The following is a 15,958-nucleotide window of genomic DNA, read 5'->3' as shown; positions in this document are numbered from 1 at the left end:
TGCACTTTTCTAAGCATTTTTGCTTTAATCATACTAAAATCTGTTTCAATCTGCTTACGCATCTGTTGTTTTAAAAATGCAACGTGTGGCTCATCTTTTCTTTTACTATTGCTTCTGCGACAGACTTTTGCATGAATGAGCGCTGCCTCAAATAAATCATCTTCACTCAAATAGTCTGTATAGCCCGCGTCCATATAAATACTGCTTTCCGGAGCCACATCGAAAGGTAATTTACCTAAACTTTGACTGTCATGCTCGCTACCCGGTACCATACAGAACTCTACCGGAATGCCATCCAGTGTCATTACCTGAACACGCACACCATAAAAATACCTGCGCATGGCGGCATGTTTACCCCGGAATACCTCGCCCTGTAATACTTTTGACCGGTTAATGCGGATATTATCGCATACTGCAACGGGAAGGAATCCAGCCGGTAATCGGCTGCTCCTGCCATGTCTTTGAGTTGCTTGCCCATTGCTGCGAACATGAATAGCAATAGCTCTGACAAGCGGTGCAATCTGCGGCAATACCTGGATTTGTCCAGCATATCAGGCACATATCCTTTCAACTTCATAAAATGGCGGGCGTTGTCCTGATGGCCTCCAAAATACAAGGCTGATACAAATGCCGTGGTGATAATTTCTGCATCGCTTACTCTTACTCGCAAATCCTCGCTATGCTGCAACGACTTTAAAATATCATCTACAATACAATAAAGAGCTATAATTTTACTGTCTGAAAGCATGGCTATAATTTTTTAGATGTGGTAATCCAAAATTATTATAACATGCTTTCTCTTTTTATTCTTTTATAACTAGCAACTTGGGTTAATTACACGGGCAACATTCTTCCCTTTCATATTCTTCAGAAATAGTCCCATCACTCCATTCGTAATGGAAAACATTAATGTACCCAATACCTGGATAATAGTTTGAACTAATACAAACCCTGATCCCTTCCTCACAATCTCCATTTATACATCTATATTCTGGACCAAGTGATGCACAATTATTATTAGGACAAGGTAATGGGCACGCATCTTTATTATAATCCCCCAAAATCCACCTTAATTGATTGTAAGTAACACTTCCGGGATTGTCATCTCTTTGTTCTATTTCCTCATAACCTGTATTTCCATTATTACCGTCTGATTCGCATCGATAGTTCCCAGTATTCACCCAATTAGGTGGCAAAGGACAAGTAGCAGCACTGTAGCCGCTAATTATCCATCTTGTTTGATTATAGGTACTACTATTTGGATTATTATCCCTTTCTTCTTTTTCTATATTTCCTGTGTTTATCAAATTAGCATTTACAGCACACCTGATGTTTCCAGTATATGCCCATTGCCCTACAGATGTTGAAGAACCACCTTGCCTACTAGAGCGATTACCTGCGTTATCATAGTTGTAGTCTATTACACTTACCTGACCCATTAAGCAATATGACGAAATCAACGTAAAAGTTAAAAAAAGCAGTTTTCTCATACAGTGATTTTATGTACACAAAGAATTGATCTTTTAAAGAACAAAAATTCTATTCTTAAGTCAGTTTCTTCAGCTTCTATAAACCTAGCAAAACACCGAACCTATTAGGCTACGCACTATTAAAATATGGCAGAAAATTGGTCATTATTCGTATTGTTTAATCTAATTGCAGGATAGTAAATAGGCATTGGAATTGCCATTTTTCAATATTCAAATCTATATCAAGAAATCCTAAAAAAAAATACGCATTGATACGTATTTTTTAATCGCAGATTGAAATTATTAGAAAAGGGGAGACTACAATTTAGTTAATAAGTCTCAAGCTATTATCCTTATCTATTTACACGTAAAAAGTGGTGATCTTTCCTTATCCTTGACCAAAGCAGCATGTCCAGTTAATATGAAATTACAATGATTTCTAATTTCTGCTGGAATTGTATGATCTTTTTGAATCTGTATTAGGTATTTTTTTACCTGCGGATTTTTAAAATTTAGTTTGACTTCTCTACTTAAATTATCCTGGTCTACGAGTAAATATAACATGTCAATATATGGGTATCCCTTCCATGGAAGAAAATCTTCATTTTTCTTAATAGAATTCTTTTTAATCGCATTATCGACAACTTTATAAACAATTGGAAATATCACTAAATAATCCTCAATGCATAAACCCTGAAGCAGACCTAAAACATAATATTTATATTCCCATTTTTTTTTGGGATTCTTTATATAATTCAATATATCATTCTGATATAATTTAGGATGTTGAAACACTCTATGAAGGGATTTATTCTGAGTAAATTCCAGAAAAAGAATATCTGGTATATTTATCAAATCTTCCCATCCACCCAAAGAAGATAATGATTGATCAATTCTTAATTCCATTCCCTTAATAATGTCAGGAAATTTACTTTTTTGACTTTGTACTGGTTGCAAAAATATACCTGAAAATAAAATAAAAGTAAATATTGCCTTCATAATTCTATTTTTTTCCAACAGGAATTCGGTATCGCCAGTTGAGTGATTTCCAACCAGAGTAATTGTTGATACTTGTTCCTCTAATTTCATGAAGTCCATTATAAATTAAATATCTAGTCTTAGGATCTGTAATAACTCCTACGTGGCCAGTCGCTCCGCTTTCATAACTATATTTAAAACCAGCCGAAGTTCCCCTGGATGGCTTTCCGTCGAATGCTTTGCTCCACCCAGGAATATCAACATTTGGATCAGCCCATTCGCCCGCTGAATAACTTCTATCTAAAGGTATACCAATTTCTTCAGATAAGTCATTCAAAAAATAGTTACACTTTTGAGCGCCCTTCGGAGCAGAGTTTACATCCCATCTTTTTTTATACAAACTTGGGTCATTTTTGTATTTTTCTGCAGCCTCAGCTAATTTGTCGGAGAAACTATTTAGACCATGATTCAATCCCGCGATAATTAAACCAGATGCTGCACCTTCCCAGAAATTTCCACCAGTTAATTCAGCTGTTGCACCTCCTGCGGCGGCAGAAAATGCATACATGCCAATGTCACTGTTTGCAAACTTTCCGCCATACATCATAAATGCAGACCCTGCTAAGGAGCTAAAGGCACCCGTCGCCAGTCCTGTCATAAAGTTACCTCCAGACAATTCCGAAATTCCACCCTGAGCCAACCCATGGGCTGCAGCTCGCCCTAATTCCCCCATAATTCCCATACTCCCAACCGTTCCAAACACACTTCCTATGCCATACGTCACCAGCCCGCTAATTGCACCGAAGCCGGCGGCTTTTCCAAATTGACCCCAATTCCAATTCTGAAAACCTCCGTTGCTGAATGCAACTCCCACTGTGTACGTCGCTGCACCAATTGCGGCCCCAATTACTATAGCCTTAACTATCGGAATTAGAACAACAACAAAAGCAAAATTTCCATCTTTATCAATATATTTTAAAGGATTGCCATTCGCATATAAATACCCATTATAGCCTGCCGGCGAAAATGGATTCTGATTAAAATTGTCTGGAGAAATCATCATACCCGTCATTGGATCATACAATCGGGCATTCATATTTATGAGATTGAATGCCGTAATGTGTTCATGCCCGGTAAAGCCCCTGTATAACCAATCAGGAACAGCAGGTACGCTAGAATAACCCCAATTAACTGGATTTCGCTTTCTACCCCAAGCATCAAAATTTTGCTCTGCAACTACCGATCCAGATTCATTAGTTACAGCGACTATACTCCCTAATTGATCCGTATAAACATAATAAATACTAATAACTCCATCTTTCTTAACTATGATATTATTCAACCCATTGCCTGCCTGAATATAGTAAATTTCATAAGTGTTGCTACCCTTGGTCAGGCCTTCAATTTCTCCCCAATAACTTTTAGTTTCAACAGTCGAACCATTCAGCTTCAAAGTACTAGTAATTCGTTGTTCATCAGAGCCATATGAATAAGACAACTGATACCCACTCTCTGTAATTGTCGCAGGTTTTAAAAAGGAAGTATATGTAATAGAATGCAACTGTGTTCCAAATAATACGCTAGGATTTGCTCCGCTACTTCCCGAACTTAAACTAGCAATTGCTTGAGGCTTAGCCGTGTTATAGTTGTAATTTCCAATATCTGTTTTTTGCAATATTTTCCCTTGTGCGTTACCATCATAAAGAATTCCAAATTGTTGAACACCATTTACCTGAGCGCTGGTTAGCCTGTCGTGAACATCATAAGTGAAGTTCTCAGTTATATTTCTAATTCCGTCTCTACGTCGCCACAAATTCATAGTGAATGCTTCATAATCCAGATTTAGATCTTGTATTCCTGAAGTGTAATATCTTTTTGGTAACTCTCGATCATAGTCCCAGGTTACTGAGCTGGATTTTCCGTTTCCTGTATTATAGCCGGTATATGTTCCACGGCTATTCATTTGTGTGGCAGTGAACAAATTGCGAGTGCTCGAACCCTCTAAATAATTCACTTGGGTAACAATGTCATTATCATCATATACATTTCGGATTGAAAAGCCTGCCGGATATATGATTGACTTAAGGTTACCTCTAGTATCATAATCATATAACTTTGTCATAGTGTTACCGGCAGCAGTCATACTTTCACTTGACAATCTCTGAAAACCATCATATCGATAGGAGTGAACGTCCCCACCAAAGCCCACTTCTTGAGTAATTTTATCGCTACTTTTTCCGGTTACAGCATCGTAGAAATATTCATAGGTTGTCGTTCCTTGCACACCAGTCTTACTTAACAATCTTCCAAAAACATCATACGCAATTGTTTCCACATTATTGTTAGCATCCGTTTGTTTGGTAAGCTGTCCAATACTGTTATACTCATAAGATATTGAACCGGCATTGATATCGCTCACCGAAATTTTTCTACCATAGCTATCATATCCATATGTTACGAAAGTTTGTCCACTACTTGAAACCGTCAATTGGTTCCCCCAACTATCATAGGTAAACGATGTATTTACACCATTGTCGCTGGCAGAAATAATTTTGCCACTTGCATCGCTCGTTTTACTGGTCCATTGCCCAAGACTGTTAGTGGTCTGAACGGTTAGTGTCGACCCACCAGTTGTTGAATAGGCCATAATTATATTGCCCGTTTTACTATTCGAGTAGTCTAAACGACCGTAAGCATCATAGAAATAATATATATAATGAATTGGTTCATTGGAATAAAAAGGAAGCGTTTCACTATCAAGTTGTCCTAAATAATTATACGATTTTGTTGATGTTAGCCAATTATTGTTAAATCCACGTTTCTCCTTTTTTATCTCACGATCTAAAATATCAAAATAAGATTTCACAGGACTACTACCGTCTAATCTTTGGGTCAATGTACTATAACGAGCATATGGCGTCGTAGTCTCCCAACTTTTAGTAATAGTAGCAGCAGTTCCATCTGGGTAATTAGTTCTAATTAATTCACCAAATTCATTGTATTGATACGTAGTTGTTAGTCCATCAGGCGTGGTATTAGTAAGCGGAACACCCCAACGATCATCAAATGTCGCAGTCTCTTTCTTTATAACGCCCCCTCCGGTACGATTCTTTTCTAAAACGTATCTACCGGTCGGATCATAAACATAAGAAATAACAGGCGTCGTCACGCCTGGGGCACTAGTTGACGTTTGCGTTGGTAAACCAAAATTGTTATATGTATTCGTAACTACTGTTTCAATTGCCGTACCCGCATGTTCCGTAACAGTTTGCGGCAGCCCCTGAGCGGTGTATGTATAATTTGTTATTTTGCTAACGAGAGGCTTCCCTGTCCGAATTTTCGTTTTAGTAACAGAAGTTGGGAAACCGGGAAATGGTCCACCCGCAAATGTTCCATAAACTGTCGTAACGGTATCTTTCTCTAACAATGATGTAATATTAAAATCATCAGTCGCTCCTTTATTTACGATACTTTGAATAACATTTCCATAATTATCATATGTATTTAATACTTCGGTACCCTCAGTAGTTAGCCAGTCATGAGTAAAAGTCCGGTCTTGTTTCATAAAAAATCTTCGATTACTGGTGGAGCTTGATGAAACAACATTAAAACCAATTTGATACCTAGTACGTGTAAACAATCCCCCAGCATTTAGGTGCTTTTGAGTTACCCAAGGGATAAGAGTAGAGTAATTCAAATTAATTGTATCCCATTTCCAGGAAAGAGCTCCCATATCATTACGAGATTCTATTTTCAAGAATCCCAAAAAACCCCGTCCTGAACTATGAACAATCATGTCCTCATATGCATAATACTCATTTGACTGAAATGCAATTCCATTCGGACGCTTAATATTTGATAACAAATACATTGGCGTCGCAGAAACGCTATACTCTGGGAAATAGGGCGAAGGCGAGCTTAGATCCGATGCGCTATAATCGCCTTGAGTGCGCTTATATACGCCACTATTATCTTTATTATTTAACAACCCGTAATCAAAGTTTGTTAAATGGCCAAGATTGCTAATACCCACTAATAGGTTTTGTTCCTTCAAGGGCCTTAGAAAAAGATATTTTCCATAAAAAGTTGATGAACTCTCGGTGTTTACTTTTAAAAAGTCAAGTTTTCCATCTCCATTGAAATCACCAGACGGAGCAGCAAACTCTGTATTCAGAGTAGGAGAAGTATCAAAGTTTTCAATCGCAAAAGATGTTCCGTTTGAATAGTAAATCCAGTGTCGGCATGTCGAACTGTTAATATCACCAGAATGCCATATGTCCGTCTTGCCATCGCCATCATAGTCACCAACTGAAAGAAAGTTAGAATAGGTGGTACCATCATTATGTAAAGTCACTAGCTGACTAAAATTAAAATTAACGCTATTGAATGCGTTCCCGGTACTCGTAAATATTTTCCACTGATCATAGCGACCAGGAGGACGAACTAGAAGGTCCGTATTTCCATCACCATTAAAATCGCCAGGGTAAATTTTATAGTTTGTTTTTATATCCGCTGTAGTATATAACACAGAGCTTGCAAAATTGTAGCCAGGCATATTAGAAACAGGATACACACTTAAAATGTAACTTGCTTCATCTCTAACGACTAACAATTCAGTTTTGGAATCACCATTGAAATTTATGGGCACTATATTTTTCGACTCAGCTATGACATTTGCAGAAAATGCTCCGCTTGCTCCATTTACACCAGTCCCAAAATTTGCGACTTCCATGTTAAATATATTCTTAGAGGGTGTAGATAGAAATGCTTTAAAGGAGCTAGCATTGACACCAAGGATTAAAATATAATCAGTATGGCCATCACCGTCAAAATCGCCTGAAGTAAAAAAGCTGCCTCCCTGTTTCCATAGTGAATGCTGGCCAGATGTAGAAGACGGGAGCGTATTGTACTCCATTTTCTTATACGTAACCTCGCGGTAACCGCTATATCGAACTCGGGAATAATTAATATTTATCCCTGTTAGATTGTAACTATTTTTATTAAACTTTGCCAGAAGTACATCGTCTTTCCCATCTCCATCGAAATCCATAACGGCATATGGATTCTGGGCTGGCTCCTTTCCAATGACTTTAACATCACTATTGGGGATGTCCGTATCTATATGGTAATAATATTGTTGTTCCACCGAACCTGCATTATAAGAGCGAAGTGCATACTGTTTAAAAAATGTTTCATTATCATTTCGGGTATATGCACTATACCCAAATGTCATAATATCCTGCTGTCCATCGCCATCAAAATCACCAACATTATTTATATTAGTAAATGTTGAATTTGAATAATTTGCAGTCAATGTTAAATCTGGCACAGAAGGATTCTTGCCATACGAAAAAGTTACGGGATTTATTGCTGTACCATTCGCGCCAGATTCTGTTACACTCGTTAAAAAGTATTTCTTTTGTCGATATTGATAGGCACAGTTATAGCGCCTTATTTGCGTTCCATCAGATTTTTTCACATCAATTTTGTCCAACAATTGAGCAGAATATACTGTTGATCCAGAAATATATGCCGGTGAACTCTGCCAATCCGTCTTGGTTGCGTAAGTAAATAACACCTGATAAGTTGGGGCAGTGCTAGTCGTTGCGTTTCCTGTATATGTAATACTACTTAAATTAAAATAGCGATTTGCGTTATCAAATGAGTAATTATAAAGCATATAGTTCCCACTTGCATCTTTTACACGCCGTAACGCCCAAAAAATCACTTGTGTTCCATCATTTGTCATCATTTTACTATTGTCAGTGCCATATTCTAAAGTCAACCCATTCTTGGTGGTAACCTTAAAATATTCAGGAGAATTGCCATTACCGCCAATTGCCTCAATTTTTGTAAACGTTTCCTGTTCGGTACCATAAACAGCGCCCGCTACACTATTATTTCCACTAATCAACATCAATCGCTGTCCATCAAGAGAGAATACGTCATTATCCCCAGTAAAATCAATAGGCGTAGCGATCCCGTCATGAAATACATCTTTTCCTGACCTAGTGATCATAGATAGCGATCCAAGGGTCCAACCATAGCCACTAAAACCATTACCACCACCCTGAGAACTGTAACTCAGTGAAACTTCTGGCTGCACACCTTTAACTCCATCCGGCAGCTCAACTGATATTGTATATAAAGACCCGCCTGTACCATTACTACCCGCCACTCCTTCAGTCATATTAACCGGACGTGATAAATCTATCGGCGTTTGCCCTTTTACTTTAGCTGAAGTGTTAAACAACAAGATTAAGAGAACCCAACTTATCTTAATCCAAGAAATTCGTTGAAACATTAGCAAGCTCATATGCAACTAATTAAAATGGTAATACTATCATTTCCTCCTCAAAGCTATAAATACCATTTAACAAAAAAAATACGTATCGATACGTATTTTTTGAAAGTATAGCAATTAAGGGCCTTAATAAGTGTAAATCCGAAACAGTATCTCCTATCTTTATATTCAAGAAAAAATTGGCCCTTTATGAATCGAGCAGCCCATTCATTACTGCTATCTTTTATTCTATATTTTAATAGTACTAACGCCCAATACTAAAGTGGCAAGGTACGCATCGATTCTTCAGAGCGCTCTTTTTTATTCCAAGTAACGGATGTGGCACCTCAATTTCACTCTCGGCATTCTTACTACTGGTTTAAGTCCGGTCATATTTACCAAACACAAGGCAGTTTTTATGGCAAGCTCTTGCATGGCTATTACAAAGTTGTTGATGAATTAGGAGTTCACTTAATTGAAGTAAGCACCGGTCTTACAATTACCTCAGCGAGAGATAATGCAGCCATATATGAAAGCCTTTTTCACGCATATAAAGAAAATATCAAAAGAAAGGAAATAATAATACCAGCAATGAGAAGAAAACTGCTGAAAGGGTTTTGGCTTGTAAATGTTCCTCTCGGATATGATCAATACGGACCAAGGATAAAAAGAGAACAGTTCTTTTGTAAAGAGCAAAAAGTTGTGATTAATAAATATGGAGAATTATTGAGAGAAGCCTGGATTTGGAAAGCATCAGGAATTTATAACGATGCCCAGATATTGTCAAAACTATCAGCTCGGGGATTAAAACTTACACCCCAAAAAATAAGCACGATTTGGAAAAACCATTTTACTGCGGAGTCTTAGCCCATCACCTTCTGGAAGAACCTGTCAAAGGCAATTGGGAAGTGATAGTCAGTATAGAAGACTTAAGAAGGTACAGGAAATTTTGACTGGGCACCATTGTGGATATAAACATCAAAAAGAAGAAGAGAACCGTCCATTGTTGCGATTATTGCGATGCAGTAACTGTGGAAGTTATCTGGTCGGCTACTACGTTTCAAAAAAGGATCTTCATTATTATAGATGTTTAAAATGCCCTGGGGTTAGTTTAACAGCCAAAACTCCAAGTCTTAGAGCAAGACGTGTTGGGGCTTTCGAGCTATTCCAGGCTTTTTTAAGAAAGTTCGAAATTCCAAAATCAATATTTTCTTTGGTTTTAAAGCAACTCACTAAAGTGTTCAACCACTACCAAAAGGAGAATCTTGAAAATAATCAACTTTTGAAAATTCGGTTAAAACAATTCGAAAAGAAAAAAGGAACTGACAATTCGTTGCGGTATGGGTAAAATCGACAAAGAAACATATAGCATTACTTTGGAGCATATAACAATCGAAATGCAATCTATTTACAAAGAATTAAACACAGTTCCTGCCAACATATCTAACTTAGAAAAACTATTGATTTCGTCATACCGGCATTGTGCTGCACCAACCGATGCTCAAGGTTTTGGCAATGACCTTTGTAGTAGTAATCATGCTCAACGCTTTTTAAGACGTATGCGTAAAACATAATGCAAAATTGTAGTCCCGACAAGAATCGAACTTGTATCTAAAGTTTAGGAAACTTCTATTCTATCCATTGAACTACGGGACCATCACCCTGAGTCTGCCGAAGGACGATAAACTCAGGAGGGCTGCAAATATAGTAAAAGACGGCTATTACTGGAGACTCGGGTAGAAATTCCCGCAGATTTCAAGGATATAGCGCAGAAAAAACCAATCGGCGGATATCAGCGTAAACAATCCGCGCAAATCTGCGGGAGCCGTTCAAATAACATTGTATAACCGGCTCATCCCTAGCCATACAGCTCAAAATGCACCGCTTTTTTATCAAATCCCATTTGTACAATCCGCTGGCGGGCTTCATCAATCATATTTTTCCAGCCACAAAGAAAGAAGTTGGCATCCGCCTTTCCCGCGGCCTGCGCTTCATAAATGGCATGTACATACCCTGTTTTCCCTTCCCACTCCTCCCGCGATAGCGTAGGGATATAGTGAAAATCTTCCAGCTCCAGGGCTTTCATCTCTTCATAATACAACAGATCCTGCTGCGTACGGCAGCCGTAAATAAGATAAATATTCTTATGCGGAATGTTTTCCCGCACCAGCGTATGCAACATACTGCGAAACGGTGCAATACCCGTTCCGGTGCATACCAGGAACAAGTCGTGCTGCAGCTGCTCTTCCTTTAGTGTAAACACGCCCAGCGGTCCCCGGAAGGTAACCTTGCTGCCTACTGCCCAGTTTTTGAACATATAGGGTGTACCCAGGCCGTCCTCCACCAGTACGATCAGCAGTTCATAGATGGCCGTACCATCCGGAGCACTGGCAATGGAATAACTGCGCCAGCGTTTATTGGGCTTCTCATGAATGGGAAGATCCAGCGTTACAAACTGACCGGCCGTAAAATGGAAATGATCGGTTTCATCGGCCTGTATAAAATACCGTTTAGTATTATAGGTTTCGTCGACAATCTTTACAATCGTTCCTGTAAGCCAAGTAAGGGGCATCCTGTTTTTCTTTGTAAGATAAATGAAATTTTAGTAAAACCCTTGTGGGCGCGGCACTAATTGCCACCACCGCACTGTTTTTTTATTGCGCCGGGAATGCCTGGTTTACAACTATTTGAGCACAACGAATGGTTTTAAACAGTCCAACGTTGGGATTTTTTTTAAACTCGTCGTATCTTTGCGCCCCCATGCAAACGGAAGTGTTGAAGAATTTTTATGGTGAGGACCCCCGCTGTTTACAAATAGCGAACGAACTCTCCTTGCTTCAACCCGCGCAACTGGCACTTTCCGGCGTACAGGGCAGCGCTTCCCAGTTCATTGTGGGCGCCTGTATGGCACAAACGCCGGCACTGAATCATGTCATCATTCTCAATGAGCCGGAAGACGCCGCTTATTTCCAGAACAGCCTGGAAAATATTACCGGGGCACTCGATATCTTTTACTTTCCATCTTCTTTTAAGACCACGAAGAATTACCGCTTGCTGAATGCATCGCATGTGATGCTGCGTACAGAGGCACTGACCAAACTGGCCGGGGGCGGAAATAAAAAGGTATTGGTAACCTACGCCGATGCCATTTTTGAAAAAGTAGTGGTATCCTCCACCCTGGCTGAAAATATCATTCACCTGAAGACGGCCGATCCGCTCAATATAGAAGCATTATTGCTAAAACTGGACCGGTATGGTTTTGAGCGCAGCGATTTTGTATATGAACCGGGACAATTTGCCCTGCGCGGAGGGATCCTCGATATTTATTCCTTTGGTAACGATAAACCTTACCGGATCGAATTATTCGGAAACGATATTGACTCGATCCGGATCATCGACCCCGAAACACAGCTGAGCGAACGCAAGTTATTGCAGGTATCCATCATTCCCAATGTAGATACCCAGTTTGCCAAAGAGGAGCATGTTTCCCTTTTTGACTTTTTGCCGGAGAATACCGCCGTTTGGGTACAGGACGCCTCCTTATGTATAGAGCGGCTAAAAGACAATGCTGCCGAGCTGGCACATTTCCTGGAACTGCAGGATACCGGCAACGGACGTGCGGAAGATAACCGGGACGATAAGCTGATCAAAAAGGACCTCAGCAGCGCCGATTTTATAACGGCCGATGATTTTGAAACCGCGTTAACGGCAAGGCCCGTGGTGCACCTGGAACAAATGCCGGCATCCGTAACCCGGGAATATGCATTCCGTACCCGGGAACAGCCGGCCTTTAACCGGCAGTTTGAATTGCTGATCAAAGACCTGAAAGCACATGAAGCAAAAGGCTTTGCCCTGTATATTTTCTCGGAGAATCCCAAACAGCTGCAGCGCCTGCAATCGATCTTCGATGACCAGGATGCCTGCCTGGTGTTTAACCCTGTTTCGGCGGCCATTCACCTGGGCTTTACCGATGAAGATCTTAAGATCCTCTGCTATACGGACCATGAGATCTTTCAGCGCTATCATAAATACCGGGTCAAACAGGCCTATAATAAAAACAAAGCTATCACCCTGCGTACGCTAAGAGAACTGCAACCAGGCGATTTTGTTACGCATATCGATCATGGCGTGGGCGTGTACAGCGGTTTACAGAAGATGGATGTAAACGGGAAAACGCAGGAAGCCGTACGCATTATCTATAAGGACAAGGATGTATTGTATGTAAACATCAACTCCCTGCATAAAATTTCCAAGTATACCGGGAAGGACGGCAGCGTTCCCAAAGTAAATAAACTGGGTAGTGATGCATGGACCCGGTTAAAGGAAAAAACAAAGGCCAAGGTGAAGGAGATCGCCTTCGACCTGATTAAACTATACGCACAGCGCAAGGCACAGAAAGGCTTTGCACATACACCGGATAATTACCTGCAAACAGAGCTGGAAGCTTCCTTCATTTATGAAGATACGCCCGATCAGAGCAAGGCTTCTGCTGATGTAAAAAAAGACATGGAGTCGGAATCGCCCATGGACCGGTTGGTATGTGGCGATGTGGGTTTTGGAAAAACGGAGATCGCGATCCGCGCCGCTTTTAAAACCTGCGTAGATGGGAAACAGGCGGCCGTGCTGGTACCTACAACGATCCTGGCCTTCCAGCATTATAAAACATTCAGCGACCGTTTAAAAGAATTTCCGGTAACGGTCGATTATCTGAACCGATTTAAATCGGCCAAGGAAAAAAAGGAAACCCTCAAAAAACTGGAAGAGGGTAAGATCGACATCCTGGTAGGCACGCATGGGTTGCTGGGCAAAGAGGTAAAATTCAAAGACCTGGGCATACTGGTTATTGATGAGGAACAAAAGTTTGGAGTAGCGCATAAAGAAAAGATCAAGGTGCTGCGCAATACGGTGGACTGTCTAACCCTTACCGCAACGCCCATTCCCCGCACGTTACAGTTTTCACTGATGGGTGCCAGGGACCTTAGCATCATCAATACACCACCACCCAACCGCCAGCCCATCCAAACGGAAGTACTGGTATATAATGAGGATACCATCCGTGATGCCATTTACTTTGAAACAGAGCGCGGCGGGCAGGTATTTTTCATCCACAACCGGGTAGCAGGGTTGAGTGAGATGGCGGCAATGATCCAGGGACTTTGCCCCGATCTTTCCATCAGTTATGCGCATGGACAGATGGAGGGTTCCAGGCTGGAAGAAAAGATACTGGACTTTATTGATCATCGTTATGATGTGCTGGTTTGTACCAATATTGTGGAGAGCGGGGTCGATATCCCGAATGTGAATACCATCATCATCAATAACGCGCATCATTTCGGACTCAGCGATCTGCATCAACTGCGGGGCCGTGTAGGACGAAGCAATAAAAAAGCATTCTGCTACCTGCTGGCGCCACCCATGAGCACCCTGCCGGCAGACTCACGCAAACGCCTGCAAACCCTGGAGCAGCATAGTGAACTGGGCAGCGGGTTCCAGATCGCCATGCGCGACCTCGATATCCGTGGAGCAGGAAACCTGCTGGGCGGTGAACAAAGCGGGTTTATGGCCGAGATTGGTTTTGAAACCTATCAAAAGATCCTGGATGAGGCCATCCGCGAATTAAAACGGACCCAGTTCAAAGACCTGTTTAAGGAAGAAATCAGCAAACAGGACGATTTTGTAAGCGATTGTACCATTGATACCGACCTGGAGATCCTGATCCCGGATGACTATGTAGAAAGCATTACCGAACGCCTTTCCCTGTACCAACGCCTGGACAACAGCGATTCGGAAACAGAACTGGCCGAAATGTACACCGAATTGCAGGACCGATTTGGACCCGTACCGGGCCCGGTGGATGATCTCTTTGAAACCGTTAAGTGCCGCAGGCTGGCCGTGGAACTGGGCTTTGAAAAAATGACCCTGAAAAACGAAACGCTGCGTTGTCATTTCATCAACCGCCCCGATTCGCCTTATTTTGAAGCGGATATTTTCCAGAAGATCATCCAGTATGTACAAACAGGCACCAATAAGGCCCGCCTGAAACAAACCGGGCGGCTGTTCTTACTGGTAGCAGAACCCATTCCTTCAATGAAGTCGCTCTATGACTTTCTGAAAGACATGCATACGTTTTGCCTGGGCGATTCAGGTATGGATAAAAAAGTTTGACCGTCTCCTGCCATTTGTTATTATCACTACCCGCAATGCAACTCCACAAATAGTTTCCCGATCAACATGCCTGCATTTGATATCGCCCCGATTTGATCTTATATTCCATCAATACGTTTTACATCCTGACCGGATATTTAATTATTATACTGATACGCCATTGCAAACTCTTTAGAAAAATCCTGCAGGGTGGTTCCGCCAACGGACAGCAATCTGTTTTCATTATAATGCTCCATAAAACTGCCATCGCGCAGGGCAACGCCAATCTCTACCATGTACACACGGGCCATCTGCTCCGAAAAGCCGTTTTCCACCAACGCATCCAAAAGCTGCTCATCGGAAAACGTCACCCAATGCACATCCGGTTTTTCCACGGCACGCCCCAGGATCTCCGCTATTTCAAAACCATTCTTTTCATCGCTGACAATATATTGAATTTGTTTACCGGAAACAGAACGCTCATGCAACGCATCAAAGGCCACTGCGGCAATATCTTTCGGATGTGTCAGCGGCAGACGAACCGCACCATCAAAATTATTGCCCAGCATTTGCCGTTGTTTGATCATGGGTATTGCCCCATAAAAGTTAGTGAAAAACATTCCCGGCCGCAGGTGCAACACGTGTACATCCTGCAATGCATCCAGCTGTTGCTCCACATAAAAATTGGAACCCGTGGGTCCCAGACCGGTTTCAAGGTGTGCGCCGATGCTGCTTAAATGAACCACATATCGAACACCCGTTTCTGCGATCGCGCGGGCGTATTGGTCACCAACCGTTTTTATATATTGCTTTAAGTCTGTTGTACGGAAATTGGGCGGTATCATCAGGTAAACCCCTTCGCTTCCTTCAAACGCCTTTTTTACAAACCCGTAGTCTTCAACGGAACCAATCACCGGGTTTGCACCCAGTTCCCGGATGCCTTCCGCCCGCGCTGCGTCAGAGCTTACAACGGTTACTTCATGTTTGGTAGCTACCAATTTTTCAATGAGCACACGGCTGATGTTTCCTAAAGAGCCTGTTACTGTTACTTTCATTTTTTACTGTTTTAAATTGTTTGCACAAA

Annotated in this window: 9 protein-coding genes, 1 tRNA gene and 1 pseudogene; 2 read left to right on the top strand and 9 right to left on the bottom strand. The window is 41.2% G+C overall.

Going from position 1 to position 15,958, the window contains the following annotated elements; genetic code table 11:
- From Q1V85_RS16385 to Q1V85_RS16365, 5 genes and pseudogenes are all read right to left on the bottom strand, one after another.
- Positions 1 to 395 (bottom strand): annotated as a pseudogene (locus tag Q1V85_RS16385) (IS982 family transposase); the annotation flags it as partial.
- Positions 305 to 748 (bottom strand): hypothetical protein, encoded by a 444-nt coding sequence (locus tag Q1V85_RS16380; RefSeq protein ID WP_300601578.1) that lies wholly within the window; start codon positions 746 to 748, stop codon positions 305 to 307. The pseudogene Q1V85_RS16385 and the gene Q1V85_RS16380, both read right to left, overlap by 91 nt.
- A gap of 82 nt (positions 749 to 830) precedes the next feature.
- Positions 831 to 1,490, bottom strand: a complete 660-nt coding sequence (locus tag Q1V85_RS16375) for a hypothetical protein (protein ID WP_300601572.1) — start codon at positions 1,488 to 1,490, stop codon at positions 831 to 833.
- A 336-nt stretch (positions 1,491 to 1,826) separates the two neighbouring features.
- A complete protein-coding gene (locus tag Q1V85_RS16370; protein ID WP_300601571.1) occupies positions 1,827 to 2,468 on the bottom strand; it encodes a hypothetical protein in 642 nt (213 codons plus the stop codon).
- A gap of 4 nt (positions 2,469 to 2,472) precedes the next feature.
- On the bottom strand, positions 2,473 to 8,763 hold the full coding sequence (locus tag Q1V85_RS16365; RefSeq protein ID WP_300601570.1) for an FG-GAP-like repeat-containing protein: 6,291 nt from the start codon (positions 8,761 to 8,763) through the stop codon (positions 2,473 to 2,475).
- Between the two features lie 306 nt (positions 8,764 to 9,069).
- Between Q1V85_RS16365 and Q1V85_RS16360 the strand changes: the two genes are divergently transcribed.
- Complete coding sequence (locus Q1V85_RS16360; protein ID WP_300601568.1) at positions 9,070 to 9,597, top strand: hypothetical protein; 528 nt, start codon at positions 9,070 to 9,072, stop codon at positions 9,595 to 9,597.
- Between the two features lie 576 nt (positions 9,598 to 10,173).
- Here the strand turns inward: Q1V85_RS16360 and Q1V85_RS25205 are convergent.
- The 3 genes from Q1V85_RS25205 to Q1V85_RS16345 form a co-directional block, all read right to left on the bottom strand.
- Positions 10,174 to 10,302 carry a GIY-YIG nuclease family protein gene (locus Q1V85_RS25205; RefSeq protein ID WP_366914013.1) on the bottom strand — a complete coding sequence of 43 codons (129 nt, stop codon included), beginning with the start codon at positions 10,300 to 10,302 and terminating at the stop codon, positions 10,174 to 10,176.
- A 12-nt stretch (positions 10,303 to 10,314) separates the two neighbouring features.
- Positions 10,315 to 10,386, bottom strand: a tRNA-Arg gene (locus tag Q1V85_RS16350).
- Between the two features lie 202 nt (positions 10,387 to 10,588).
- Entirely contained in the window at positions 10,589 to 11,302 is a 714-nt protein-coding gene (locus tag Q1V85_RS16345) for an FAD-binding oxidoreductase (protein ID WP_300601566.1), read from the bottom strand.
- Between the two features lie 149 nt (positions 11,303 to 11,451).
- Between Q1V85_RS16345 and mfd the strand changes: the two genes are divergently transcribed.
- Positions 11,452 to 14,895: a transcription-repair coupling factor gene (gene mfd / locus Q1V85_RS16340; RefSeq protein ID WP_300601565.1), complete on the top strand. Its 3,444-nt coding sequence runs from the start codon at positions 11,452 to 11,454 to the stop codon at positions 14,893 to 14,895.
- A 137-nt stretch (positions 14,896 to 15,032) separates the two neighbouring features.
- Here the strand turns inward: mfd and Q1V85_RS16335 are convergent, their stop codons facing one another.
- On the bottom strand, positions 15,033 to 15,929 hold the full coding sequence (locus Q1V85_RS16335; RefSeq protein WP_300601564.1) for an NAD(P)H-binding protein: 897 nt from the start codon (positions 15,927 to 15,929) through the stop codon (positions 15,033 to 15,035).
- Positions 15,930 to 15,958: the final 29 nt, after the last annotated feature.

Source organism: Niabella sp. (assembly GCF_030150205.1).
In the GTDB taxonomy this organism is placed as follows: domain Bacteria; phylum Bacteroidota; class Bacteroidia; order Chitinophagales; family Chitinophagaceae; genus Niabella.
The sequence above is the reverse complement of the archived record's forward strand: the minus strand, read 5'-3'. Positions and strand labels throughout refer to the sequence as shown.